This is a genomic window from Streptomyces sp. NPDC104371, from assembly GCF_055583785.1.
Genome location: NZ_JBVJNF010000005.1, coordinates 332,094 through 355,757 on the forward strand (window position 1 = coordinate 332,094; position 23,664 = coordinate 355,757).

Sequence of the window (23,664 nt, forward strand, 5' to 3'; positions counted from 1 at the left end):
CCTCGTGGTGTGCGCGTTGACCGGGGAGCAGGTGGGGTGGCCTGTGAGAGGGATGCTACGACAGCCGGATACGGGAGCGATCGAAGACCCGGGAAAACGAGGGCAATCCCTACCGAGGGGTGCTATGGGCGCTATGTGTGCCGGAGGGGCGGAACAGGGAAGGGGCGCGCGACTGTCCTGCGCGCCCCTGTCACAGAGCCTTCTTGACGGAGCGTCAGGAGACCGGCCGCGCCCGCTCCACCACCGAGGCCAGGTCCAGCGTGTGCGGCAGCGTGCCGAACGCCCCGCCCCAGTCGCCGCCGAGGCGGGAGGCGCAGAACGCGTCGGCGACCGCCGACGGCGCGTGACGGACGAGCAGTGACCCCTGGAGCACCAGTGCGATCCGCTCCGTCAGCCGCCGCGCCCGCGCCTCGATGCCCTCCAGATCGGCGAGTTCGGTGAGCAGGTCCTTGATCGCGCCGTCCAGGCGGTGGTCGGCGCCGCGCGCCTGGCCGACCTCCCGCAAGAAGGCGTCGAGCACGCCCGGTTCACGCTGGAGCGCCCGCAGCACATCGAGCGACTGGACGTTGCCCGCGCCCTCCCAGACGGAGTTGAGCGGCGACTCGCGCAGCAGCCGGGGCATGCCGGACTCCTCCACATAGCCATTGCCGCCGAGGCACTCCGAGGCCTCCGTCACCAGCGGCGTACAGCGCTTGGTCACCCAGTACTTGGCGGCCGGCACCGCGAGCCGCAGCAGCGCCCGCTCCTGCTCGCTCCCGTCGTCGTACGCCGCCGCGAGCCGCAGCGCCAGCGTCGTCGCCGCCTCCGACTCCAGCGCCAAGTCGGCCAGGACGTTGCGCATCAGCGGCTTGTCGACGAGCCTGCCGCCGAACGCCTCCCGGTATGTGCAGTGGTGGATCGCCTGCGCCACGGCCTGCCGCATCAGCGAGGCCGAACCGAGGACGCAGTCGAGCCGCGTCGCCGCGACCATCTCGATGATGGTGCGCACCCCGCGCCCCTCGTCACCCACCCGGCGCGCCCAGGTGCCGTCGAACTCGACCTCGCCGGAAGCGTTCGAGCGGTTGCCGAGCTTGTCCTTGAGCCGCTGGATCATGAACACGTTGCGGGTGCCGTCCTCCAGCACGCGCGGCACGAGGAAGCAGGTGAGGCCCCCGTTGCCCGTCGCCGAAGGAGCCGCCTGCGCGAGGACCAGGAACCCGTCCGACATCGGGGCCGAGCAGAACCACTTGTGGCCCGTCAGCGCGTACGTCCCGTCCTCGGCGAGCGGCTGGGCCACCGTGGTGTTCGCCCGTACGTCGCTGCCGCCCTGCTTCTCCGTCATGCCCATACCGAAGACGACGCCGGCCTTGCGGGACGCCGGGCGCAGCTCACGGTCGTAGACCATCGAGGTCAGCCGCGGCTCCCACTCGGCGGCGAGCGCCGGGTCCGACCGCAGGGCGGGCACCGCGGCATGGGTCATCGACAGCGGACAGCCGGTGCCCGCCTCCACCTGCGTCCACACCAGGAAGGCCGCCGCGCGGCGCACATGCCCGCCCGGCCGCGCCCAGGCCGCCGTCAGCCCCGCGCCGACGGCCTTGCCCATCAGCCGGTGCCAGGACGGATGGAACTCCACCTCGTCGATGCGGTTGCCGTAGCGGTCGTGCGTCTTCAGCTTCGGGGGGTTCTCGTTGGCCTCCACCCCCCACTCCTGCACCTGGGCGGAGCCCGCGCCACGCCCGAGCTCCGACAGCTCGTCGCGGGCCTCGTCCAGGAGCGTGGGGTCGAGATGCCGTTCGACGGCCTCGGTGAGGGCCCGGTCGGCACGGAAGACGTCGTAGGCGACCAGCGGCGGGGCCTGATTGGTCACGGTGTGCGTGCGCGCTGCCATGTCTGCGAACTTACCGCCCGGTACGCCATCGGTCACCCCCATCACCCGGGTGCGACCACCGCACCGTGCGGGGGCGTTCGCCACCGGGACCGGTGGGCCGCACGGCGGCGATACCGTAAGGGCGTGCAGCCAGCAGCAAGTGACACCCCCGAGCCGACGTCCGGCCGCCTCCGTCGAGCGCGCGCCCTCTACCGGAACGTCTCCATGCGCAGGACCACCTGGCTGTTGCTGAAGGACACGGTGAACTCGTGCATGGAGTACCGCATCCTCGGCCTCGCCGCCGAGGCGGCGTTCTTCACCCTGCTCTCCGTGCCGCCGCTGCTGCTGAGCCTGATCGGCCTGCTCGGGTACGTCGACGTCTGGACCGGCGCCGACACCATCCACAGCCTGGAGAACAACCTGCTGGAGGCCTCGCGGACCGTCCTGTCCGACCGGGGCGTCAAGGAGATCGCCCAGCCGATCCTGCACGACGTGATGAAGGGCGGCCGGCCGGACGTCATCTCCATCGGCTTCCTGATCGCCCTGTGGTCCGGATCGCGGGCGGTGAACGTCTTCGTGGACACGATCACGGTGATGTACGGGCTCGACGGCGCCCGGGGCATCGTGAAGACCCGGCTGCTCGCGTTCGGCCTGTTCATCGTGGCGCTGCTGATCGGCTCGGTGGCGCTGCCGCTGATGGTGGCGGGACCGGACGCGATGGTGAAGGTCCTGCCGTGGTCGACGACCGTGGTCCAGGTCCTGTACTGGCCGGTGGTCATCCTGCTGTCGGTCGTGTTCCTGACCACGCTGTACCACGTGTCCGTACCGGCGCGGTCGCGCTGGGCCGAGGACGTGCCCGGCGCGCTGGTGGCGCTGGCGATGTGGGTCCTCGGCAGCTTCCTGCTGCGGATCTATCTGACGCACACGGTCGAGGGCCCGACGATCTACGGCTCGCTCGCCGCGCCCGTCGCCGTGCTGCTGTGGATCGGCGTGTCGGCCTTCGCGGTACTCGTCGGCGCGGCCGTCAACGCGGCGATCGACCGGGTGTGGCCGGCCGCGGCGACGGCGGCGGCCCGCGAGGCGAACGAGCGGCAGCGGCACGAACAGGCGACGGAGTACGCGGCGCGGGCCGCCGCCGCCCGCGCGGCCGACGTCGACCCCGACGACCCGGACATGCCCTCCGAGTTCCCCGAGCGCTGGTCCCGCTTCCTGCCCCCGGAGGACGTGACGTCACGCCTGCGGATGCAGACGCGCAGTACGCCCGGCGCCCCCAGCGCGTCCGCTCCGTCGCAGAACGGGCGAGGGACGGCGGGGGACTGAGCCGCGCGTGGCCGCCGACGAGGACACCGCCGCTGACGCTTCCGCCGGGTACGCGGAGCGGGCGTCGCGGCTCGCGGGTGCCGTCGTGTGGACCAGCACACCGTCGACCGTCGTGCCCGTCGTGCCCGCAGCGGGGCGGCCGGTCCTGCCCGACGGCTGTATGGACCTGCTGTGGACCGAGGGCCGCCTCCTGGTCGCCGGACCGGACACCCGCGCGTACCACCCCGAGGGCCCGCCCGCGCGCTGGGCCGGTATCCGTTTCGCGCCCGGCGCCGCACCGGCCTTCCTGGGCGTCCCGGCCCACGAACTGCGTGACCGCCGCGTCGAGTTGGCCGATCTGTGGCCTGCCGCACGGGTACGTCGGCTGACCGGGCGCGTGGACGCGGCCACCGACCCCCCGAGCGCACTGGAGGAGATCGCGCTGGACCGGGCGCGGGAGCTGCCCGCCGTGGACCCGCTGCCCCGCGCGGTGGTCGCGGCGCTCACCGCGGGCCGCTCGGTCGCCGCCACCGCCGACGAACTGGGCCTCGGCTCCCGGCAGTTGCACCGCCGCTCGCTCGCCGCGTTCGGCTATGGACCGAAGACGCTGGCCCGAGTACTGCGGCTCCAGCGGGCGCTGGCCCTGGCGCGGTCCGATGTCCCGTACGCGGAGACGGCGTTCCGCGCGGGCTTCGCCGACCAGGCGCATCTGGCCCGGGACGTGAAGGAGCTGACGGGGATGCCGCTGGGCGCGCTACTGGCCCGCGGGTAGGTCCGCGCCGCCCTCCTGTCCCGTGGGCAGGTCCGCGAACAGATCGACGCCGTTGCCGTCCGGGTCGTGCACGACCGCGTACCGCATCCCCCACACCGCGTCCCACGGCTTGAGTTCACCATGGTGTCCGGCGTCGACCAGCTCCTCGTACACCCCGTCCACCTCGGCGGGAGAGTCGCAGCGGAAGGCCGGCCCGACCCGGCCACCGCCGGTCGACGGCCGCCATCCGGGGTGGAAGGAACGGACGACCTCCTCGGTGTCCAGGGCGAGCCGCAGCCCGCCGGGCAGCGCCGCCTCGACATGCGGGTGCCGCGCAGCATCTTCGGGGAAGACGAGCCCGAGACGGCGGTAGAAGGCGAGGGACGCGGCCATGTCGGAGACGACGAGGCCGATCACTTCGAAGCGTGGAGTCATGCCGTCACCGTAGAAGCCGCCCGGAGACCGGGTCTTGAAGGAATCGGACACGACCGGCCCCGGGGGTTCAGTCCGTCGCCCGCAGTGTCGCGGCGATCGACGCGATCGTCTCCGGTCCCACCCGGCAGCAGCCGCCGATCAGCCGTGCCCCGGCGTCGCGCCAGCCCGTGACCCGCGCGGCGGCGAAGGTGGCGCGGCCGTCCCACGCGTGGGTCCGGGCGTCCCAGGACTCGCCGCTGTTCGGGTAGGCCACCACCGGCTTGCCGGTGACCCGCGCGGCCGTGGCGACCGCGCCGTCCACGTCTTCCGGCGCACAGCAGTTGACGCCCACCGCGATCACCTCGTCCACCTCGGCGGCCAGCGAGAACGCCGCCGCCAACGGCTGCCCGGCGCGCGTACGGTCACCCGAGACGGTGTACGACAGCCAGGCGGGAAAGCCGAGTTCACGGACCACGCGCAGCAGAGCGGTGGCCTCGTCCGTGTCCGGGACCGTCTCCAGCGCGAGCACGTCGGGCCCGGCGGCGGCCAGCACCTCCAGCCGGGGGCGGTGGAAGGCCGCCAACTCTGCGACCGTGAGACCGTAGCGCCCCCGGTACTCGGAACCGTCGGCGAGCATCGCTCCGTAGGGCCCGGCGGACGCCGCCACCCACAGCGGCCGGGCGACCCCCTCGGCCCGCGCCCGCGCCGCCGCCTCGCGGCCCAAGTCCACGCTGAGCGCGAGGAGTTCGGCCGCGCGTTGGTGACCGATGCCGCGCCGCGCGAACCCTTCGAACGTCGCCTGGTAGCTGGAGGTGATCGCCACGTCCGCGCCCGCCGTGAAGTACGCGAGGTGCGCCTCGGTGATCGCCCCCGGCCGCTCGGCGAGCAGCCGCGCCGACCACAGGGAGTCGCTCAGGTCGTACCCGGCCGATTCGAGCTGGTTCGACAGCCCGCCGTCGAGGACGAGCGGTCCGGCGACAAGGGCTTCGGCGAGGGTGGGAACGGCGCGCATGGGACGACGCTAGTACCGATGCCGACACCTCGCGCGCACCAGGCCCGAGCCCCGCTCTGCCGGCCGATCGCGGGATCGAGGTGACCGACATGAGCGGACCGCTGGTCACGTCTGTTTCGTGTTCCTCGCGCGCCGTCCCGATGCTGTCAGGAGCGGCTCTCGGCGAGGAAGTCGCTGATGAGGGCGCCCCATTCGGCCGGGCGCTCGACGAAGGGAAGATGACCGGTCGCGATCTCGGCGTAGCGCGCCCCGGGGATGGCGTCGGCGAGTTGCCGGTGGTGGTGCGGGGTGACGAGTCCGTCGAGCGTGGTGGAGATGACGAGGGTCGGCACGTCGAGCGTGGCGAGGTCGGCCCGGACGTCGAGGTTGAGCACCAGGTCGAGGTGTTCCGGTGTGCCGGGCGGGACGTCCGCCGCGGCCATGTCGAGGGCGGCGTCCAGGTCGTCCTGGGTGAAGGCTTCCAGGGCCGGGGCGCTGAAGGCGAGCAGGGCGGTGAAGGCGGCCACCTGTCGCGGGTCGGCGTCGAGCAGGTCGCGCCACAGCCGGACGGCGAGCAGGAACCGCGGGTCGGGATGAGCGAAGCCCGCGGTGAGGACGAGGGCGGTGACGCGGTCGGGGTGACGGGTGGCGGCCCGGACAGCCACGGGGCTGCCCAGGGAGTACCCGGCGACGGCGAAGGTGTCGAGGCCCTCCTCGACGGCGGTGGCGACCAGTTCGTCGGCCAGGGTGTCGAGGTCGAGCGGTGCCGTGGCGCGTGGAGTGCGGCCGGTGCCGGGGTAGTCCGGGCCGACCACGGTGTGCCGTGCGGCCAACGTGTCCAGAACGGGGCCGTAGTTGGCGTCGATGCCGCCACCGGCACCATGGGCGAGCAACAGCCCCGGACCGCTGCCGCGCACGGTACGGCCGAGGGTCGAGACGGGCAGGGAAGTGGTGGCAGGGGCAAGGGAGTTGATCGGCGAGGACGCCTCGTTGCTGGTCATGCTCGGACGCTACAGTCTGACATCGATGTGAGAGTCAAGGGGAGCGAGGGGCGGGGCACATGCGCATGGGGGAGATGGTTCGGCGTACCGGAGTGAGTGAACGGTTGCTGCGCTACTACGAGGAGCAAGGACTGCTGGCGCCCGAGCGGCTGCCGAGCGGCTACCGGGTCTACGGCGACGCGGACGTGGACACGGTCCGGCGTATCCGCGCCCTGCTCGCGGCAGGACTGCCGACCGCGACCATCGCCCAGGTGCTGCCGTGCGTCCGCGACGACGGTGCCGGGCTCGCGCCTGTGTGCCCCGACCTGGTGGCGCAACTGCGCGGTGAGCGCGAGCGCATCACGCACGCGATCAAGGATCTCCAGGCGTCGCAGGGCATGCTCGACACCATCATCGCCGCAGGCCCCACCGGCATCGACGACACGAACCAGCAGGCGGCGTAGGACAGTTGACGTCGACGGGCCTCACGCGTCCTCGGTGCACAGGTGCGCCGTCAAGGCCGTGCGGGCCCACTCCTCCCAGGCGTCGGGGGTCCAGCCGCGATCGCGGACGAAGATCAGGTACAGCTCCGGGCTGAGCAGCCCGTACAGCAGGTCCGCGGCGCGGTCGGTGTCGATGTCGGGGCGGGCGTCGGCCTTGGTGACCAGGGCCTTCGCCGCGGCGTGCTGGACGATGTAGCGGGGGTCGGGGCCCGTGGACCACCGCGCGGCGATCTCCGGGTCGGTGGCCGCGGCTGCCGCGACCATCGGAATGATCGGGGCGACCCGGCCGAGGATCTCGCCCACGCCCCGTACGTGCACCCGCAGTTGACCGGCGGCCGTCGGCTCGGCGCACGCGGTGCGGAACCACTCGCGGTCCATGGTGGCGACCGGCTCCGCGTCCCCGGCGATGGAGGTGTCCACCACGTCCTTGAACAGCGCGCGTTTGGTGCCGAACGCGAAGTAGACGGTCTGGACGGCCACGCCCGCGCGGTCCGCGACCTCCTGAAGACTCGTCGCCCCGTACCCCTGCGCGACGAACAACTCCCGCGCCGCCGCGACGATCTTCTCGCGCGTGCGCCGCGAGCGCTCGGCCCGCTTGTCGGGCCGTCGCCTGCCTGATCGCTCACCCGGTTCCCCGTCGGACCGCTGGCCCAACTGCCCCGGTCGCTCGCTGAATTGCTCGTCGGATCGCTTGACCGCAGCCATGCCAGGAGTCTATCTCTAGAGTTGGTCACTAGAGTTCGACTCTAGAATCTTGGAGGGCAACGATGAGCAAGACTCGGACGGCCGCGGAACTCGACCAAGAGGCGGCCGTACGCCGTCTGATGGAGGACTACTACCGAGAGGGCAAGCCGCCCTGGGACACCGACGTCACACCGCCCGAGCTGGTGGCCCTGGTGGAGGGCCCCGCCGCGCTGACGCCCGGTCGCGCCCTCGAACTCGGCTGCGGCACCGGCACCAACGCCGTGTACCTGGCCCGGCACGGCTGGCGGGTGGCGGCCGTCGATCTGATCGACCGCGCGGTGCGCCGGGCCCGGGAGAAGGCCGACGCGGCGGGCGTGGACGTCACGGTGCTCTGCGCCGACGCCACCCGGCTCGACGAGGCGGGCGTCCTCGGCCCGTACGACCTGTTCTTCGACCTGAGTTGCTACTGCGGCATCCCGGCGCACCGCCGCGACGGCTACGTCACCGGCCTCACGCGCCGTGCCGCCCCCGGCGCGCTGCTGCTGATGTTCGGGTACGCGCCCGAGGCGTTCGACGACCCGATCTCCGGCGTCACCGCGGACGAACTCCGCGCCAGGTTCACCGGGTGGCGACTGGTCGAGGTGACGCCCGGTACGAACGACGTTCCGACCGCTTGGTTCACCCTGCGCCGCGACGCCGCCGCGGCGATGTGAGAGGGGAGGAAATACGCCCGCGATACGAGGCATACGTCACACCACGGATCCGAGGGGAGGACCGTGGGTCTGGTGTGCGGCGCGCTCGTGGCGCAAGATCTGACATCGAAGGAACACGCGTGTCCTTCCCAGGGGTGAGCGCCGGGCGCATCCCCCGCCATGAAGCCCCTGGGGCGTCCCGACCGGAACCGGGGCGCCCCAGGTCCCGGCCTGTGGGCCATGGGCCGGGCCGCGGCCCGCACCGCGTGACAACGACGTGGCCAACACTTCGGCGAGCACCGAAGCGATCCGCGCCTAGCGTGCACGTATGGCCGAAACGCAGTACGCAACCGGAACCCCGCACCGCAGCACGACCGAGCAGGAAGCCCTCGCCGCGGGCGTCGTCGCCATGGTGGAGCACGTCCTCGCTCTCGCGGCCACCTGGACCGCATGGGACGGCCACCCCCGCCACACCGACGACCGCGTCTACACCCCGCACAAGGCGATCCGCCGGGTCGCCGACCACCTGGTGGACCATCTCGCCGAGTTCGAGGCGAGGCTGGCGGGCGAGGAGCCGCTGCCCGACCACTGGCACGCGTCGGCCTCCACCACACCGGCCGACCTCGCGCGGTTCACACCGGAGGATCTGGACGAGGCGCGCAGCAGGCTGACCCGGCTGGCGCTGATCTGGTCCGTCCGGCTCCGCTCACTCGCCGACGGGCAACTCGACCACTCACCGGGGGAGGGCTGGACCTTCCGCCAACTGGCCGAGCACGTACAGGAGTCGGCGTACTACGCGGACGCGATCGGTGACCTGTCATGACCGCCTTCGCCGACCTCCACCGGGCAGGCGCGCCCCTGGTGCTGCCGAACGCCTGGGACCAGGCCTCCGCGCTGTCCCTCGCCGCCCGTGGCTTCCCGGCCATCGGCACCACCAGCCTCGGCGTCGCGGCCTCCGCCGGACTGCCCGACGGCGCCGCCGCCACCCGCGACCTCACCCTCCACCTCGCGGAAGCCCTCGGCGCGCGGCCCTTCCTGCTCTCCGTCGACGCGGAGGCCGGGTTCAGCGACGACCCGGACGAAGTAGCCGAGTTCGCCCGACAGTTGTGGGCGGCGGGGGCCTGTGGCATCAACCTGGAGGACGGGCTCGGGTCTCCCGGCCTGCTCGCCGCGAAGATCGCCGCCGTCAAGTCCGTGGTGCCCGGCTTGTTCGTCAACGCGCGCACGGACACCCACTGGCTGGGAGACGGCGACATGACGGAGACGCTGCGCCGACTCGACCGCTACCAACAGGCGGGCGCTGACGGCGTGTTCGTACCCGGGCTGACCGAACCCACGGAGATCGCCACCCTGGTGAAGCGGCTCGGCGCACCCCTCAACATCCTCTGCTCCCCGGCCGGTCCCACCGTCCCGCACCTCGCCGACCTCGGCGTCCGCCGGATCAGCGTCGGCTCCCTGCTGTACCGGCGGGCGTTGGGCGCGGCCGTGGACGCGATGGCCGCCATCGCGGACGGACGTACTCCGCAGGGCACCGTTCCCTCGTACGCGGACGTCCAGGCGCTCAACACGCGTGCGGCGTCCACGAGTTCACCGGCAGGAGAGGAACAGACAGCGTCGCGAGGGTGAGCGAGTACGTGACGACCGGGCGCGCCGGCAGTGTGCCGACGCGCCCGGCAGGTCACGGACGGTGCGGACGTCAGGTGGCGTCGCAGCCGATCGAGCCGATCGGATAGTCGTTGCCCGTGGAGGTGGCGGTGAACCCGAAGGTGACACTGCCGTCGGCCGGCACACCTCCGTTGTACGCGGTGTTCTTGACCTTGACCGTGTCACCTGTCGTGGACAGGGAACCGTTCCAGATGTTGTCGATCTGCGTCCCGGTACCGGGCTTCCAGGTCACGGTCCAGCCGTTCAGCGGTGCCGTGCCGTGGTTCATGACCTGCACGGAGCCCTGGAAGCCGCCGCTCCAGGAGCTGTCCACGGTGTACGCGGCCATGCAGGTGCCGGTGGACGGGTCGGTCGGAGTGGGCGTGGGGGTCGGGGTGGGGGTGGGCGTCGAGGAGCCGGAGCCCCGGATGCCCGTCACCTCGCCGTGGCCGCCGTCGAAGGCGATGTCCGAGCAGGAGAAGAAGTTCTCCTGACTGTCGGAGCGCACCCACTGGATGAAGACCAGCGCGTTGCCCGAACGGCCCGAGGGAAGGTTCAGGTCCCAGTAGTAGTGGCCGCCGTCGGTGCCCGGCGAACCCTGCGCGGAGGGGTTGGTGACCGTCTGGATCAAGTCCAGGTCGGCCCAGCGCAGTTGCGAGGTGGGTGACCAGCCCTGCTTGGTCACGTAGACACGGAAGTCACCTGGGTGCGCGGCCCAGTTGCTGTACTGGACCTGCATCGAGGCACCCGAGGTCAGGTGGGTCCGGGGCCAGTCGCCGCGGGCGGCGTTGTAGGCGGAGAAGTCGTACGGCGACTTGTTCCCGGCGCTGCACAGGGTGCCGTCCGGCACGTAACCCGAGCCCCGGCCACCGGCGTTGGAGTCGAGCACGGCGAACCAGTTGTACAGAGGCGTGGTGCCGCTCTGGGCCACCGCGTCCTTGCAGGCGGGGTTCGTCGGGTCGAGGCCACCGCTGGGGGTCTTGGCGTCCTGGTAGCACAGGTAGGTACGCGAACCGGGCATCATCGCCACGCCGTGCGCTTCGGCGCGGCCCTGACCGAGGAACGTCAGGCCCAGTGCCGCGAGGAGGGTGGCGAAGGCCGCCGCCACCGTCAGAAGTCTGTTGCGTCGAGCCACGATCGTCCTGCCTTCCTGATGGGGGTTGGAGGGAATCAGGCCTTGGTGCAGGCGGTGCCGTTGAGAGTGAAGTCGCTCGGTGCGGCGAAGGTGCCGCTGTAACTGCCCTGGAAGCCGAACGACTGGCTGCCGCCCGCCGCTATCTGCGCGTTGTGCGACTGAGCGGTCGCGGTGACGGCACCGGAGGCAGGGGACACCGTGGCGTTCCAGGAGTTGGTGACGCGCTGCCCGGAGGGCAGGGTGAAGGCGAGCTTCCAGTTGTCCACCGGGGTCGAACCGGTGTTGCGGATGGCGACGTCGGCGGTGAATCCGTCGGTCCAGACGCTCGTCCCGTACGTCACCTGGCAGGAGCTCTGGCCGGGGGGAGTGGTGCCGCCCCCGCCACCGCCGCTACCCGTGTTGACCGTCGAGGAGAACGACGTCACCGCGAGGCCCGCACCGTTCTGCCACGGCTCGAAGCCAGCCTGAACGCTCGTCAGATACCAGTCGGCGGACGCCATTTGGCGGGAGATCGCCTGCTGGACGAAGTCCATCACGTCGAAGTTCCAGCTCGTGATCGCCGACGGGGCGACGAAGGACAGCACGTTGTTGGAGCCGTTGTTGCCCGACCACACCTGCCAGGTACGGCCGCCGACCGTGGCCGTACCGCTCTGCGAGCCCACCGGCTGGATCGAGCCGACCTTGTTGAACCAGACCATGATCTCGGTCTGGTTCACGCCGTCCTTGCGGGCCGTCGGGTCCAGCCAGATGTCGTAGGCGGCGTCGTAGACCGCGTCGTTGACGTAGCTGTACGAGATGCCGGTGGGGGCGCTGGAGATGGTGTTGAGCTTGGCCGGAAGCGCGGTACCCGGCGAACAGTTGGTGTAGTGACAGCCGTTGTAGACGGACGGGTACGACTTCGGGGCGCCGTTCGTCGGCACCGACCCGTCGGCCTGACTGATCCGGAAGCCGGAGTCCGTCACGGTGATGCACTGGGTGGCGTCCGTGCCCCAGCGGTTGTTCTGGACGACATAGCGGCTCTGGATCGTGGTCGATCCGAAGGTGTCGCAGATCTGGGTGTCGGCATGGGCCGCCGAAGCGGTCGACAGAACGGCGGCGACCAGGGCGAACACGGTGAGGAGCGCGCCCAGTAAGCCGCGCGTCGTATCGAGCCGGTGGGGCAGCAATCGCATGGGAGGCCTCTTCGGGGGATGAGGTCGGAGGGAGGAGTGCTCCCGCTTGCGCATCTATGGGAGCGCTCCCATCATTGGAAGGGACTATAGGAGTGGAGCATGTGCATGACAAGATGCCGCGCATGTCGGAATTCCCTTGAGCGCGCGGGGAGTTGAGCGGGAGCGGTGGGTGTCGTGGGGGCGCGGGGGTGCTACTGGTCTCCGGGGCTGGGGGTGCTACTGGTCCCCGAGGCCCCGCAGCGCCTTCAAGAGCCGTGCCCCGAACTCTCGCGGATGCTCGAGCGCCCCGACATGCCCGCCCGGGAACTCGGCGAAGCGGCTGCCGGTCAGCTCGGCGGTGACGGAGGCGGTGCGGTGGAGGAGCCCGCCGCGCGAGTCGACGCCCGCGGCGAGGGTGAGCGGGGCGGCCTTGAGGGCCGAGAGATCCGGCTTGTGGGAGCTGAAGGGTTGGAGAACGCGGCTGAGGAAGACGGCCATGGGCGTGGCCAACGCCTCTTCCTCGGACGGCGGTTGACCCTCAGCGGGCAGCGGCGACGGTTCCTTCTCCTCCAGCCCGGCGGCCATCCGTGCCCCGGCCGCCTGGAGGCCCGCCCTGCGATACGTGTCGCACACGTCGGCGAACATCGCGTGCTGCCGTGCCGCGTCCGGCAGTACGTCCACGACCGGCGGCTCGTGCGCGACCACGTGCCGCAGCCGCTCGGGGTGGCGCGCGAGCAGGTCCAGCGCGGTGATGCCGCCCGAACTGGCCCCGAAGACATACGCCGACTCGCCGTCCGGCAGCACCTCTTGGAGCACGCGCCACGCACCCTCGCTCCACCTCTCGACCCGCTGCTCCTCGACGGGCAGACCGAGTCGTCCGTGGGCGAGGCCGAGCGGGTCGTAGGTGACGACGGTGAAGTGAGCGGTGAGGGGTTCCGTCATCGCGTCGAGACCGCCGGGGTGGCCCGCGCCGCCGGGGATGACCAGCAGAACCGGGCCGTCGCCGCGTACGTCGTAGTGGAGGCGGGTCATGACGTGCTCTTCTCCTTGCGCTGAGCTTCGCGCCGCTCTTCGCGGGGCCAGTGTTCCAGTGCCCTGTGCAGGGCGTCGACGGCCTTGTCCCACGAGGCCCGCACATCACGTGACGCGTTGAAGCCCCCGGCGGCCTCGAGGGCGCAGTAGCCGTGGAAGGTGCTGCGCAACAGGCGTACGGCGTCGGTGAGATCGGGCTCTTCGAGGCCGTAGGCGCGCAGCATGCCGTAGGTGATCTCGGCGGTGCGGCGCATCGCGCGGGAGTCGGCCGAGAGGGGCTGGTCGAGCCGGATCTGGGTGGCCGCGTACCGTCCCGGGTGCTTCAGCGCGTACGTCCGGTAGGCGCCGGCGAAGGCGGCCAGCGCGTCCTTGCCCGCGCATCCGGCGACGGCCGCCGCGATGTGGTCGATCATCTCCTCGCCCGCCAGCAGGGCGAGTCGGGTGCGCAGGTCCTGCACGTTCTTGATGTGCGAGTACAGGCTGGCGTCCTTCACGCCGAAGTGGCGCGCGAGGGCGGAGACGGTGACGTTCTCGTAGCCGACCTCGTCGGCGAGGTCGGCCGCCGCCGCGACGACCCGCTCGACGGTGAGCCCGGCACGGGCCATGCGCGTCTCCTTACCTAGAGGTCCTAGGTAACACTCTAGACCACCTAAGTGGGGTCGTGAAGAGGCGAGTTGAGTGGGGGGCGTGGCCGGGCGTCCGGCCTACGCCTCGGCGGCGACCCGGTCGACCCAGTCCAGCATCAGGGCGTCGAACAGCTCGACCTGCTCGATCTGGAGGTTGTGTCCGGCCAGGTCCAGCGTCGCGAAGCTCGCCCGCGGGTAGTGCGGCAGCAGCTCGAACTGGTCGAGGTAGCCGACGCTGGAGTCCTGCCGCCCGGTCAGGATCAGGGTCGGCCGCGGGAACGGCTCGCCGCCTTCCGGGCCCTCGGTGAGCTGCCAATGCCGCCGGACACGGGTCATCGCCTCCGTGTCGGCCACGTCGAGGCCGGACAGGATCTCCTCGCGGAAGCGCCGCGCCGTGTCCGGGGTCTGCACCACCGTGACCTCCTCGAACTCCTCGGCGACCCGCGGGTCGAGCGAGTCGAGCAGGCCGGGTTCGGTACGCAGCACCTGGTGGGCGGGGACCCTGCGTTCGGGGTGCTCGACCGCGTCGGCGAGCGGGCAGATCAGCGCCAGCCCGAGGACCTGCTCGGCCCGCGTCCTGGCGAGCGCGCGGGCGAGATAGCCGCCGTAGGACTCGCCGACGAGCAGGAACGGCTCGCTGCCTATGGTGCGGTCGACGAACTCCTCCACCGCCCGCAGCATGTCGTCCGAACTCGCCATGGACGGCGGGGCGGGCGACCTGCCCATCGCGGGGAGATCCGGATACAGCCGCCGGTACCCCTCGCGTCGCGCGAAGACCGGTTCCACGCAGCCGAGCATCAGGCGATGGTCGGGCGTCCAGCCGTGCAGGGCCAGGACGGGGCGACCGGCGCCCTTCTCGACGAAGTGCAGGGTCGTAGAGGTGTTGTCGGGCATGACGGATCCTCCTCGGTCAGGGGTGTGGTGACAGCCCGAGCATCCTGCCACCTGCCTCTGACAACGCGATCGCGCTTCGTGCCGAGGCGGCCCTCGGACCGAGCGGCTCATCGTGAGCCGCCTCGGACATCACCGCCTTCGGTGGGCGCGGTCGTCGTACTGTGGTGCGCCTTGACGTTCGCCGGTCGGGCGACACGGGGGTACGGGGGAGTTGGCCGGTGGGGGAGAAGCGGGCGGGTGGGCGTGAGCGGGACTTCCGGATCTTCTGGGGTGCGCTGACGCTCTCCGTCCTCGGGGACTCCTTCGCCCTGATCGCGCTGCCGCTGCTGGTGCTGGAGGCGACCGGGTCCGTCGCGCGCATGGGGCTGCTGACGGCGGTCGGTGGCGCGGCGATGGTGCTGTCCGGGGTCTTCGCCGGGGTGGTGGTGGACCGGGTGGATCGCAGGAAGTTGCTCATCGCCTGCGATCTGGTGCGGATGGTCCTGTACGCGCTCGTGCCGCTGGTGTGGCTCGCCGGGCCGCGGATCTGGCTGCTGTACACCGTGCTGCCGCTGTGCGAGGCGGTCGGCATGGTGTTCTCCGTCGCGTATGTGACCGTCGTACGCGGCCTGGTCGACGCCGACCGGATCACCGAGGCCAACGGCCGGTTGAACGCGACCGCCGCCGCGGCGGGGGTGGTCGGCCCGCTCGGCGCGGGTGTCGTGGCGGCCTGGGCGGGACCTGCGGCGGCGGTCGCGGTGGACGCGGCGAGCTTCGGCGTGTCGGCGGTGTGTCTGAGCCTCGTACGGTTCCGGCAGGGCGTGTCGCCCGAACCGGCCGTGGACCGGCAGGGGTGGTGGCGGGATCTGCTCGCCGGGGCGTCGTTCCTGCGACGCCATCCGGTACTGCGTGTCCTGACCTTGCTGCTGTTCCTGTTCAGCTTCCTGGAGTTGGGCCTGAACGACCTGATCATCTACCACCTCAAGCACGACCTCGGGCAGGGCGACGGGACCGTCGGCGGCGTCCTCGCGATCGGCGCGCTGGGCACGATCGCCGGGGCCCTGCTGGTGGCCCGGATACGCCGCCGCCTCGGCTTCGGCCCCACCTGGATCGGCGCGGTGATCGTCAGCGGCTGTGCGCTGGGCGGCATCGGTCTGGCCGGTGGGGTAGCGTCCGTCGCCCTGCTGACCGCGGCGTTCCTGGGCAGCGACAGCATCGCGGGCACATGCTCGATGTCCCTGCGCCAGGAGGTGACCCCGGAGCATCTGCTCGGCCGGGTCACCTCCGCGTTCTGGACCATCCACTACGCGGCGGCCCCCATCGGCGCGGCCGTGGTCACCTGGGCGGCACAGCGCCACGGCACCGCGGTGGTGGGCGCGGCCTGCGGCACGGCATGCGTGGGCATAGCGGCACTGGCCCTGTTCACCCCGGTACGTTCACGCCGCCCGGAGGCCGCGCCCGAGGGGGCGTGAGGGTGGGCGAGCCAGGTCAGTCCCGCGCGCTCCGGGTGATGCGGTACAGCACGTTCAGACGCAACGGCCCGTCGGGCGCGGTGAGATCGTCGAAGTCGTCGTCCGGGTTCCGGGTCATGCCGATCCGGCGCATCACCGCCTGCGAACGGAGGTTGGCGACCGTGGTCACGGCGAGGATCTCGGGAAGCCCGAGCGTGTCGAAGCCGTGGGCCAGGACGGCCCGCGCGGCCTCGGTGGCGTAGCCGTGGCCCCAGGCCGAGCGGGCGAGCCGCCAGCCGATCTCGACTCCGGTGAACGGCATACCGTCATCGACCCGGTCCAGGCCCGCGAAGCCGATGAACCCACCGCCGGCCCGCTCCTCAACTGCCCACCAGCCAAAGCCTCGACGGTCGAACTCGGCCCGGTAACGAGCCACGGAGGCATCGCTCTCCGCACGAGTGAGCGGGTCACCCAAGTGCTCCCGCACCTCGGGGTCGGCGTTCATCGCCGCCCAGGGCTCGAGGTCGGAGTCACGCCATCGACGCAGAACAAGGCGATCGGTACGCAGGTCAACCATGCCGACCAGTCAAGGCGAGACGGCACGTTCCCACAACCGGATTGATCCATCAGGTCACTTCGGCCGCTCCGCCTCCGTGAAGACGAAGGAGAACTCCCTGGGCTCGGCACGCAGGAAGTACTGCGGTAGGGGGCCCGGTCCGCAGGACTGGGTGCCGATTCCGTGGTGGGCGTGGTCGAGGTTGAGCCATACCGTGTCGCCGGGGGTCAGGTCGGTGAGGTGGGTGGCCCTGTCCAGTTGCTCGTTCGTCCAGCGTCGGGCGCTGAACCAGAACTCCGGGTCACCCTCGATCCTCAGGCCGCCGATCTCCGCCCAACGGACATCGGCACGGGCGCCGTTCTCCTGCGGGCGGACGTACGGGGTCTGGAGATCTTCTACGGTGGCGCACCAACGGCCGAGCTGAGACGCCGACTTGGTGTCCGGGTAGCCCTCGCCAGGGCCGCCGCCGAACCAGCGCGCCCGGTCCGCCGTACCCGGCAGCCCCAGCCTGATGCCGAGTCGCGGCAGCGGGACCGTCCATTCGCCCTCGGGCGCGACGGACACCGTCAGCTTCAGGCGGGTGCCGTCCGAGGTCCATCGGTATGTCGTGGTCAAGCCCGACTCCCGGGCCGCGGGCGCTACTCGGGTCCGTACGGTCAGCGCGTCGTCGCCCGGCTCGACCGCGTCCAGGCGGTGCCGCATACGGTGCAGGCCCAGCTTGCGCCACAGCAGGCCGTAGCGGGGGTCGGACTGCCACGGCGCGCCCAGGTCGTTGTCCGTCGGCGCCCGCCACACGTCCAGGCGGAGCCCGGTCACCTCGACTCCGCCGACGCTCCTGAGCGCACCCGTACGCGCGTCGAAGGAGGCCGGGCCGAGGCTGATCCGCTCATCGACGGACACGGGGGTCTCGGTCGGGGCGACCCGCACGGGTGGCCGCGTGGAGAGGGGGAACTGGGCCCAGGCGACCGGGTGTTCGCGAGGGGCCCACGCCGTGTCGGTCGCGAGCACCGCCCTGACCGTCCACCCCGTCTCACCGCCGCGCGCGTCCGGCGGCGGCTGCGGCAGCTTCACCACGGCCGATTCTCCTGGCGACAGGGCCGGGACCGGCAGCGGGCCCGACTCGACCGTCTCGCCGTCGACTTGACAGGACCAGGAGAACGTCAGCGCCGACAGGTCCGCGAAGTCGTACAGGTTGCGGATCCGTACGGCTCCGCCCGTCCCCTCGTCCTCGATACGGACCGGCTCGATCACCTTCTTGTACTCGATCAGCCCCGGCGACGGCGTCCGGTCGGGGAACAGCAGTCCGTCGCAGACGAAGTTCCCGTCGTGCAACTCCTCGCCGAAGTCGCCACCGTAGGCGAAGCCGAGGCGTTCGTCCCTGATGCCGTGGTCGATCCACTCCCAGATGAAGCCGCCCTGGATCCGGTCGTACGTCTCGAAGAGCCGCTGGTAGTCGGCGATGCCGCCGGGGCCGTTGCCCATCGCGTGGCCGTACTCGCAGAGAATGAAGGGGAGTCGGCGGCGCTTGAGGGTGCCGCCGTCCAGACCTCTGCCGATTCGCTCCACCTCCCCGTGGTACGCGTACATCCGTGAATACACGTCCACATCACGGCAGTCGATGTCTCCCTCGTAGTGCACGAGCCGCGACGTGTCCCGGCCGTGGATCCACTCGGCCATCGCCGTCAGACCCCGCCCGGTGCCCGCCTCGTTGCCGAGGGACCACAGGATCACCGCCGGGTGGTTCTTGTCCCGTTCGACCATGCGGGCGGCGCGGTCCAGGAGGGCCGGGGTCCAGCGGTCGTCATCAACGGGGTTGTCCCGCCAGGCCTGTTCGATGAAGCCGTGGGTCTCCAGGTCGCACTCGTCGACGACCCACAGCCCCAACTCGTCGCACAGTTCGAGGAAGGCCGGGTGCGGCGGGTAGTGCGAGGTGCGCACGGCGTTGATGTTGTGCCGCTTCATCAGCAGCACGTCCGCGCGCATGGTCTCCAGGTCGAGCGCGCGCCCCTTCTCCGGGTGCCATTCATGGCGGTTGACGCCCTTGAAGAGGATCGGCCTCCCGTTCACCGTGATCCGGCCGTCCGTCAGGGCGACCGTACGGAAGCCGATCCTGAGCGGTACGCGTTCGCCCTCCGTGGTCAGCACACCGTCGTACAGCGTCGGGGTCTCCGCGGTCCACGGCTCGACGGGCACGGTCACCGGCTCGCCGGTGGCGACCTCGATACCGAGCGCCGGGACGGTGACCCGGCCCGCGACATCCGAGTCGACCTTCAGCGTGCCCTCGCCCCGGACATGGTCGTACGCGGCGTGCACGAAGAAGTCGAGGACGCCGCCCGCGGGGCGATGCAGCAAGGTGACGTCCCGGAAGATGCCCGGCAGCCACCACTGGTCCTGGTCCTCCAGATAGGACCCGGCCGACCACTGATGGACCCGGACCGCCAGCACATTGCCGGTCGGCCGCAGCAGATGCCCCACCGCGAACTCGTGCGGCAGCCGCGAGCCCTGGAACGCACCGAGGTCCGTGCCGTTCAGCCAGACGCGGGCGCAGGACTCGACGCCGTCGAAGCGGAGAACGGCCCCGCCGTCCGAGGGCCAGCTCTCCGGCAGGTCGAAGACGCGCAGATGGTCACCGGTCGGGTTCTCGGTCGGCACCCGCGGCGGGTCGACCGGGAAGGGATAGAGGTGGTTGGTGTAGATGGGGGCGCCGTGGCCCTGGAGGACCCAGTGGCCCGGGACCGAGACCTCCGCCCAGGCGCCCGCGTCGAAGCCGGGCTCGGCGAACGCGTCGTCCTCGGCGTCGGCGGTGGCGGACAGCCGGAAGCGCCATCGGCCGTTCAGCGAGAGGGACGCCGCGTCCGAGGACGCGTACCAGGCACGCGGCGGCAGGAACCCCCTGCCCGGCGCGACATCCTCGATGTAGTCGGTGGTGGTACGGATGCGGAGGGACATCGGCATCGGTCTCCTGGACGAGATCGGCGTGTCGCTGCTGTCTGAGCCAGGGACCATCCTGCACGCAGTCCCCGAGACCGCGCCTCACCTTGCGCCCGACACCTCGCGAACCGGTCCGCCGCGGTCGTATACGAACACCGGGCGACAACCAGCCCACCCACTCGGTAGCGTCGCGCTCATGACACAGCCGCCCCACCCCTCCGTCCTCCCGCAGACCGAACTCACCCGCCACCGCCGCCTACGGGAGCAGGGCAGCCGCCGAAGGGCCGATCTCGACGCCATCCTCGACGCGGGGTTCATCTGCCACCTCGGCGTGATCGTCGAAGGGCGGCCCCTGGTCGTGCCCACGGTGTACGGACGGGACGAGCGCGTGCTGTATCTGCACGGCTCGGTGGCCAGTCGGAGCATGGCGGGCGGCGCCCCCGTATGCGTCACCGTCACCCATGTCGACGGACTCGTCCTCGCGCGCTCGGTGTTCGAGCACGGCGTGAACTACCGCAGCGCGGTCATCCACGGCACCGCCCGCAAGGTCACCGACCCGGACGAGAAGCTGGCGGGGCTGCGCCGGCTCACCGAGCACGCGACACCGGGGCAGTGGTCCTACGCCCGGCAGCCCAACCGCAAGGAGCTGGCCGCCACCACCCTGCTCGCCCTCTCCCTCGAGGAAGCGTCGGTCAAGATCCGTACGGGCGCCCCCGACGACGGCGACGGACCCGACGCCGAGCTGGGCATCTGGGCCGGAACCCTGCCGCTCACCGCCACCTGGGGCGCCCCCGAGCCCGACCCGCTGCTGCCGCCGGACACCCCCGTACCAGCCCACCTCGCGCGACGCGAAGGGACCCGGCACGGCTGACGCGCGGCCCGGGGCATACCGTGAGGAGTCGAATGCCCGAGCCGGGAGGAGATATGGATGGGTAGCCGCACCGCACTGGTCGAGGATCTGATGGAGCGATTCCCGCATGTACCGCGGGAAGCCGTCTTCAAGGAGGACCTGCTGCGCGGAGGCGTGGCCTTCGACGCCTCCGCACTCAGCGACAACGAGAGCGGCGAGGTCAAGCCGAAGTCGTACTTCATCTTCTCCTTCGACCACGGCACCCTGCCCGAACTGGGCGAGGCGGCACTGCGGCGCCCGCCCGAGGAGATCATCCTCACGGGCGGCCCGTACGACCTGCGCCGTACCGTCGTCTCGGTACGCGTCAACCCGGCCTCGCCCTACCGGGTGGCCGCCGACGAGGAGGGGCTGCTCGGCCTCTACCTCGACGGCAAGCGGATCGCCGACGTCGGCGTCCCGCCGATGCCCGAGTACTACCGGCACACCCTCTCCAACGGGAAGTCCGTGATGGAGGTGGCCCCGACCATCCAGTGGGGCTATCTGATCTACCTGACCGTCTTCCGCGTCTGCCAGTACTTCGGCGCCAAGGAGGAGTGCCAGTACTGCGACATCAACCACAACTGGCGCCAGCACAAGGCGGCCGGGCGGCCCTACACCGGGGTGAAGGACGTCGAGGAAGTCCTCGAGGCGCTGGAGATCATCGACCGGTACGACACCCAGAAGGCCTCCACCGCCTACACCCTCACCGGCGGCGCGATCACCTCGAAGGTCGCGGGCCGGGACGAGGCCGACTTCTACGGGCACTACGCCAAGGCCATCGAGGAGCGCTTCCCCGGACGCTGGATCGGCAAGGTCGTCGCGCAGGCCCTGCCGAAGGACGACGTACAGCGGTTCAAGGACTACGGGGTGCAGATCTACCACCCCAACTTCGAGGTGTGGGACCGGCGGCTGTTCGAGCTGTACTGCCCCGGCAAGGAGCGCTACGTCGGCCGCGACGAGTGGCACCGGCGCATCCTGGACTCGGCGGACATCTTCGGCGCGCGCAACGTGATCCCCAACTTCGTGGCGGGCGTGGAGATGGCCGAACCCTTCGGCTTCACCACGGTCGACGAGGCGATCGCCTCGACCACCGAGGGGCTGCGCTTCTTCATGTCGAACGGCATCACGCCCCGCTTCACCACCTGGTGCCCGGAGCCGACGACCCCGCTCGGCAAGGCCAACCCGCAGGGTGCGCCGCTGGAGTACCACATCCGTCTGCTGGAGGCCTACCGCGCCACGATGGACGACTTCGGTCTCTCCTCGCCGCCCGGCTACGGCCCGCCCGGACCGGGCCGCGCGGTGTTCTCCGTCAGCTCGTTCATGGACAGCCTTCCCGCACGGGACGACGCCGATGGCGCCAAGGATGCCGATGGCGCCGGGGAGCCGTCGCGCGCGTGACGCCCTGACCGGGGTGGGGTGTTGAGGGTCGTCGATGCGACGGACCCCGACGCCCCGCCCCGGTGGGGGTACGAACCCCCGTGCGGGACCCACGATTTCGTCGGCATCGCGAGCATCGCTGTCGGCCGCGAGCACGTGCATCCGATTCTCATCTCGGTGCCTCACACTGCCCTCATGTACATCACGGGGGAGGGCGCCGACCCGGCGTCCAGGCGTGTCACCACGCCCATGACGCAGGGGGACGCGCGCCGTTGAAGACGTATCTACGACGTTTGCCGCTGCGTGCGCGGCTCGGGCTGCTCGCCGCCGCCGCTGTGGCGGTCGCCGTGTCGGCGGTCGCGGTCGCCGCCTGGCTGCTCACCGAACAGCAGCTCAACAGCCAACTCGACGCCAACCTCCGCAGCGTACGGGCATCACCCGCCTACGTCGCAGAGCTTCTGAGGAGCTGTCAGTTCCAGGAGTCCGCGACCGAGCCGAACGCGGGGGACCGGACGCCGACTCCGTACACGGTTCAAGTCGTCACCGGCGACGGGACGGTGTGCACCGCTCCCGGCAGCTCCGCCATAGAGGTCGACGCCGGCGACCTCGCGGTGGCCCGCGGATTCCAGCGAGACGCCTTGCACGACGCCGAGTCCGAAGACGGGCAGGCGATGCGGGTCGCCACGTCACGCCCCGACGGACCGGCCGAACCGGGCGGGAACTACGCGGTGTCGATCGCACAGCCGTTGAGCGTGACGTCCAAGCCCCTGGACGGTCTCGCGTGGCTCCTCCTGGGGGTCGCGGGGGTGGGCGTCGTGGGCGCGGCGACCGCCGGGGCCGGTATCGCCCGTGCCGGGCTGCGCCCCATGAAGCAACTCACGGACGCCACCGAGCACATCGCCAGGACCGAGGATCTGTCCGTACGTATCCCGGTCGACGGCGACGACGAGATCGCGCGTCTCGGGAAGTCCTTCAACGCGATGACGGCCGCGCTGGCTTCGTCCAGGGAACGGCAACAGCAGTTGATCGCGGACGCCGGACACGAGTTGCGCACCCCGCTGACCTCGCTGCGGACCAATATCGAGCTGCTGATCCGCAGCGAGAAGACGGGCAGGGAGCTGCCCGCGGGCGTACGCGCGGATCTCCTGACGTCGGTCGGGGCCCAGATCGCCGAACTGGCCGGTCTCATCGGCGACATACAGGAGCTGTCCCGGCCGGACGCCGCGCCGGGCAGCGCGTCCCGGCAACTCGTCGCGCTGCACGAGGGTGCTGAGCGTGCCCTGGCGCGGGCGAAACTCCGGGGCAAGGAGGTGAAGTTCACCTGCGAGTTGGAGGACTGGTTCGTCTGGGCCGAGCCAGCCGCGCTGGAACGCGCCGTGGTGAACTTGCTGGACAATGCGGTGAAGTTCTCACCGGCCGGAGGCGCGGTCTCGCTGCGTCTCGAAGCGGGGCGGCTGTCGATCGAGGACGAGGGCCCCGGTATCCCGGCGGACGAACTCCCGTACGTCTTCGAGCGCTTCTGGCGCTCGCCCTCGGCGCGCAGCCTTCCCGGAAGCGGCCTCGGTCTGGCCATCGTCGCCAGGGCGGTCCACGCCTCGGGCGGAACCGTCGGGCTGCACCGGGCGCCCGGTGGCGGCACCTTGGCCGTCATGACCATTCCGGGAGCGCGGACTCCGCCACCGCAAGCCCCTCCAGCCGCTCCAGTTCCTCCCGTCCCTCCGCAGGCGCAGAGCCGGTTGCCGTCCTGAGCGGCAGGGGGTAATTCGCTGGCAGGTGGCCGATCGGGCGCGTTAGGGTGGCGGTCGTACGCCGGGACCGGATCGTGGTCGCCGGTAAGCG

The 23,664-nt window shown here is 71.2% G+C and carries 22 protein-coding genes; 10 read left to right on the forward strand and 12 right to left on the reverse strand.

Features of this window, described 5'->3' with window-relative positions:
* Window positions 1-214 precede the first annotated feature (214 nt).
* Window positions 215-1,867: an acyl-CoA dehydrogenase family protein gene (locus ACZ60T_RS18515; protein ID WP_469666827.1), complete on the reverse strand. Its 1,653-nt coding sequence runs from the start codon at window positions 1,865-1,867 to the stop codon at window positions 215-217.
* Window positions 1,868-1,990: 123 nt separating this feature from the next.
* Between ACZ60T_RS18515 and ACZ60T_RS18520 the strand changes: the two genes are divergently transcribed.
* Window positions 1,991-3,166: a YihY/virulence factor BrkB family protein gene (locus ACZ60T_RS18520; RefSeq protein ID WP_365623391.1), complete on the forward strand. Its 1,176-nt coding sequence runs from the start codon at window positions 1,991-1,993 to the stop codon at window positions 3,164-3,166.
* Between the two features lie 7 nt (window positions 3,167-3,173).
* Window positions 3,174-3,917 carry a helix-turn-helix domain-containing protein gene (locus ACZ60T_RS18525; protein ID WP_469666828.1) on the forward strand — a complete coding sequence of 248 codons (744 nt, stop codon included), beginning with the start codon at window positions 3,174-3,176 and terminating at the stop codon, window positions 3,915-3,917.
* Here ACZ60T_RS18525 and ACZ60T_RS18530 read toward each other — a convergent pair.
* From ACZ60T_RS18530 to ACZ60T_RS18540, 3 genes are all read right to left on the reverse strand, one after another.
* Window positions 3,900-4,331, reverse strand: a complete 432-nt coding sequence (locus tag ACZ60T_RS18530; RefSeq protein ID WP_469666829.1) for a VOC family protein — start codon at window positions 4,329-4,331, stop codon at window positions 3,900-3,902. The genes ACZ60T_RS18525 and ACZ60T_RS18530 overlap by 18 nt on opposite strands.
* A gap of 67 nt (window positions 4,332-4,398) precedes the next feature.
* Entirely contained in the window at window positions 4,399-5,322 is a 924-nt protein-coding gene (gene mmuM, locus ACZ60T_RS18535) for a homocysteine S-methyltransferase (protein WP_469666830.1), read from the reverse strand.
* Window positions 5,323-5,468: 146 nt separating this feature from the next.
* Window positions 5,469-6,302, reverse strand: a complete 834-nt coding sequence (locus tag ACZ60T_RS18540; protein WP_469666831.1) for an alpha/beta fold hydrolase — start codon at window positions 6,300-6,302, stop codon at window positions 5,469-5,471.
* Window positions 6,303-6,361: 59 nt separating this feature from the next.
* Here ACZ60T_RS18540 and ACZ60T_RS18545 point away from each other — a divergent pair, with 59 nt between their 5' ends.
* A complete protein-coding gene (locus ACZ60T_RS18545; protein WP_469666832.1) occupies window positions 6,362-6,745 on the forward strand; it encodes a MerR family transcriptional regulator in 384 nt (127 codons plus the stop codon).
* 21 nt (window positions 6,746-6,766) lie between these two features.
* On the opposite strand, the gene ACZ60T_RS18550 is transcribed toward ACZ60T_RS18545, so the two are convergent.
* On the reverse strand, window positions 6,767-7,489 hold the full coding sequence (locus ACZ60T_RS18550) for a TetR/AcrR family transcriptional regulator (protein WP_469666833.1): 723 nt from the start codon (window positions 7,487-7,489) through the stop codon (window positions 6,767-6,769).
* Window positions 7,490-7,551: 62 nt separating this feature from the next.
* On the opposite strand from ACZ60T_RS18550, the gene ACZ60T_RS18555 reads away from it, so the two are divergent.
* The 3 genes from ACZ60T_RS18555 (at window position 7,552) to ACZ60T_RS18565 (ending at window position 9,786) form a co-directional block, all read left to right on the forward strand.
* Window positions 7,552-8,181, forward strand: a complete 630-nt coding sequence (locus ACZ60T_RS18555; protein ID WP_469666834.1) for a class I SAM-dependent methyltransferase — start codon at window positions 7,552-7,554, stop codon at window positions 8,179-8,181.
* A 388-nt stretch (window positions 8,182-8,569) separates the two neighbouring features.
* A complete protein-coding gene (locus tag ACZ60T_RS18560) occupies window positions 8,570-8,983 on the forward strand; it encodes a hypothetical protein (protein WP_365624003.1) in 414 nt (137 codons plus the stop codon).
* On the forward strand, window positions 8,980-9,786 hold the full coding sequence (locus tag ACZ60T_RS18565) for an isocitrate lyase/PEP mutase family protein (RefSeq protein WP_469666835.1): 807 nt from the start codon (window positions 8,980-8,982) through the stop codon (window positions 9,784-9,786). The genes ACZ60T_RS18560 and ACZ60T_RS18565 overlap by 4 nt, the downstream gene beginning before the upstream one ends.
* A gap of 70 nt (window positions 9,787-9,856) precedes the next feature.
* Here the strand turns inward: ACZ60T_RS18565 and ACZ60T_RS18570 are convergent, their stop codons facing one another.
* The 5 genes from ACZ60T_RS18570 to ACZ60T_RS18590 form a co-directional block, all read right to left on the reverse strand.
* Window positions 9,857-10,939 carry a lytic polysaccharide monooxygenase gene (locus ACZ60T_RS18570; RefSeq protein ID WP_469666837.1) on the reverse strand — a complete coding sequence of 361 codons (1,083 nt, stop codon included), beginning with the start codon at window positions 10,937-10,939 and terminating at the stop codon, window positions 9,857-9,859.
* A gap of 35 nt (window positions 10,940-10,974) precedes the next feature.
* Window positions 10,975-12,111: a glycoside hydrolase family 12 protein gene (locus ACZ60T_RS18575; RefSeq protein ID WP_469666838.1), complete on the reverse strand. Its 1,137-nt coding sequence runs from the start codon at window positions 12,109-12,111 to the stop codon at window positions 10,975-10,977.
* Window positions 12,112-12,327: 216 nt separating this feature from the next.
* Window positions 12,328-13,122 (reverse strand): alpha/beta fold hydrolase, encoded by a 795-nt coding sequence (locus ACZ60T_RS18580; protein ID WP_469666840.1) that lies wholly within the window; start codon window positions 13,120-13,122, stop codon window positions 12,328-12,330.
* Complete coding sequence (locus tag ACZ60T_RS18585) at window positions 13,119-13,727, reverse strand: TetR/AcrR family transcriptional regulator (protein WP_469666841.1); 609 nt, start codon at window positions 13,725-13,727, stop codon at window positions 13,119-13,121. Before ACZ60T_RS18585 ends, ACZ60T_RS18580 begins: the two co-directional genes overlap by 4 nt.
* Before the next feature lie 99 nt (window positions 13,728-13,826).
* The gene (locus ACZ60T_RS18590) at window positions 13,827-14,642 is read right to left on the reverse strand and encodes an alpha/beta fold hydrolase (RefSeq protein WP_469666842.1); all 816 of its coding nucleotides are present in this window, start codon (window positions 14,640-14,642) and stop codon (window positions 13,827-13,829) included.
* Between the two features lie 218 nt (window positions 14,643-14,860).
* Here ACZ60T_RS18590 and ACZ60T_RS18595 point away from each other — a divergent pair, with 218 nt between their 5' ends.
* Entirely contained in the window at window positions 14,861-16,093 is a 1,233-nt protein-coding gene (locus tag ACZ60T_RS18595) for an MFS transporter (protein ID WP_469666843.1), read from the forward strand.
* 16 nt (window positions 16,094-16,109) lie between these two features.
* On the opposite strand, the gene ACZ60T_RS18600 is transcribed toward ACZ60T_RS18595, so the two are convergent.
* Together ACZ60T_RS18600 and ACZ60T_RS18605 are read right to left on the reverse strand one after the other, a co-directional pair.
* A complete protein-coding gene (locus ACZ60T_RS18600; protein ID WP_469666844.1) occupies window positions 16,110-16,649 on the reverse strand; it encodes a GNAT family N-acetyltransferase in 540 nt (179 codons plus the stop codon).
* A 54-nt stretch (window positions 16,650-16,703) separates the two neighbouring features.
* The gene (locus ACZ60T_RS18605) at window positions 16,704-19,577 is read right to left on the reverse strand and encodes a glycoside hydrolase family 2 TIM barrel-domain containing protein (protein ID WP_469666845.1); all 2,874 of its coding nucleotides are present in this window, start codon (window positions 19,575-19,577) and stop codon (window positions 16,704-16,706) included.
* A gap of 178 nt (window positions 19,578-19,755) precedes the next feature.
* On the opposite strand from ACZ60T_RS18605, the gene ACZ60T_RS18610 reads away from it, so the two are divergent.
* From ACZ60T_RS18610 to ACZ60T_RS18620, 3 genes are all read left to right on the forward strand, one after another.
* Window positions 19,756-20,430 carry a pyridoxamine 5'-phosphate oxidase family protein gene (locus ACZ60T_RS18610; RefSeq protein ID WP_469666846.1) on the forward strand — a complete coding sequence of 225 codons (675 nt, stop codon included), beginning with the start codon at window positions 19,756-19,758 and terminating at the stop codon, window positions 20,428-20,430.
* 57 nt (window positions 20,431-20,487) lie between these two features.
* A complete protein-coding gene (locus ACZ60T_RS18615; protein WP_469666847.1) occupies window positions 20,488-21,846 on the forward strand; it encodes a radical SAM protein in 1,359 nt (452 codons plus the stop codon).
* A gap of 272 nt (window positions 21,847-22,118) precedes the next feature.
* A complete protein-coding gene (locus tag ACZ60T_RS18620; protein WP_469666848.1) occupies window positions 22,119-23,573 on the forward strand; it encodes a HAMP domain-containing sensor histidine kinase in 1,455 nt (484 codons plus the stop codon).
* Window positions 23,574-23,664: the final 91 nt, after the last annotated feature.

Bases quoted from the DNA above. Each gene is read 5' to 3' on its own strand.
- ACZ60T_RS18515 (WP_469666827.1), bottom strand. From the start codon at position 1,867: ATGGCAGCGCGCACGCACACCGTGACCAATCAGGCCCCGCCGCTGGTC.
- ACZ60T_RS18530 (WP_469666829.1), bottom strand. From the start codon at position 4,331: ATGACTCCACGCTTCGAAGTGATCGGCCTCGTCGTCTCCGACATGGCC.
- mmuM (WP_469666830.1), bottom strand. From the start codon at position 5,322: ATGCGCGCCGTTCCCACCCTCGCCGAAGCCCTTGTCGCCGGACCGCTC.
- ACZ60T_RS18540 (WP_469666831.1), bottom strand. From the start codon at position 6,302: ATGACCAGCAACGAGGCGTCCTCGCCGATCAACTCCCTTGCCCCTGCC.
- ACZ60T_RS18545 (WP_469666832.1), top strand. From the start codon at position 6,362: ATGCGCATGGGGGAGATGGTTCGGCGTACCGGAGTGAGTGAACGGTTG.
- ACZ60T_RS18550 (WP_469666833.1), bottom strand. From the start codon at position 7,489: ATGGCTGCGGTCAAGCGATCCGACGAGCAATTCAGCGAGCGACCGGGG.
- ACZ60T_RS18555 (WP_469666834.1), top strand. From the start codon at position 7,552: ATGAGCAAGACTCGGACGGCCGCGGAACTCGACCAAGAGGCGGCCGTA.
- ACZ60T_RS18560 (WP_365624003.1), top strand. From the start codon at position 8,570: ATGGTGGAGCACGTCCTCGCTCTCGCGGCCACCTGGACCGCATGGGAC.
- ACZ60T_RS18565 (WP_469666835.1), top strand. From the start codon at position 8,980: ATGACCGCCTTCGCCGACCTCCACCGGGCAGGCGCGCCCCTGGTGCTG.
- ACZ60T_RS18575 (WP_469666838.1), bottom strand. From the start codon at position 12,111: ATGCGATTGCTGCCCCACCGGCTCGATACGACGCGCGGCTTACTGGGC.
- ACZ60T_RS18580 (WP_469666840.1), bottom strand. From the start codon at position 13,122: ATGACCCGCCTCCACTACGACGTACGCGGCGACGGCCCGGTTCTGCTG.
- ACZ60T_RS18585 (WP_469666841.1), bottom strand. From the start codon at position 13,727: ATGGCCCGTGCCGGGCTCACCGTCGAGCGGGTCGTCGCGGCGGCGGCC.
- ACZ60T_RS18590 (WP_469666842.1), bottom strand. From the start codon at position 14,642: ATGCCCGACAACACCTCTACGACCCTGCACTTCGTCGAGAAGGGCGCC.
- ACZ60T_RS18600 (WP_469666844.1), bottom strand. From the start codon at position 16,649: ATGGTTGACCTGCGTACCGATCGCCTTGTTCTGCGTCGATGGCGTGAC.
- ACZ60T_RS18605 (WP_469666845.1), bottom strand. From the start codon at position 19,577: ATGTCCCTCCGCATCCGTACCACCACCGACTACATCGAGGATGTCGCG.
- ACZ60T_RS18610 (WP_469666846.1), top strand. From the start codon at position 19,756: ATGACACAGCCGCCCCACCCCTCCGTCCTCCCGCAGACCGAACTCACC.
- ACZ60T_RS18615 (WP_469666847.1), top strand. From the start codon at position 20,488: ATGGGTAGCCGCACCGCACTGGTCGAGGATCTGATGGAGCGATTCCCG.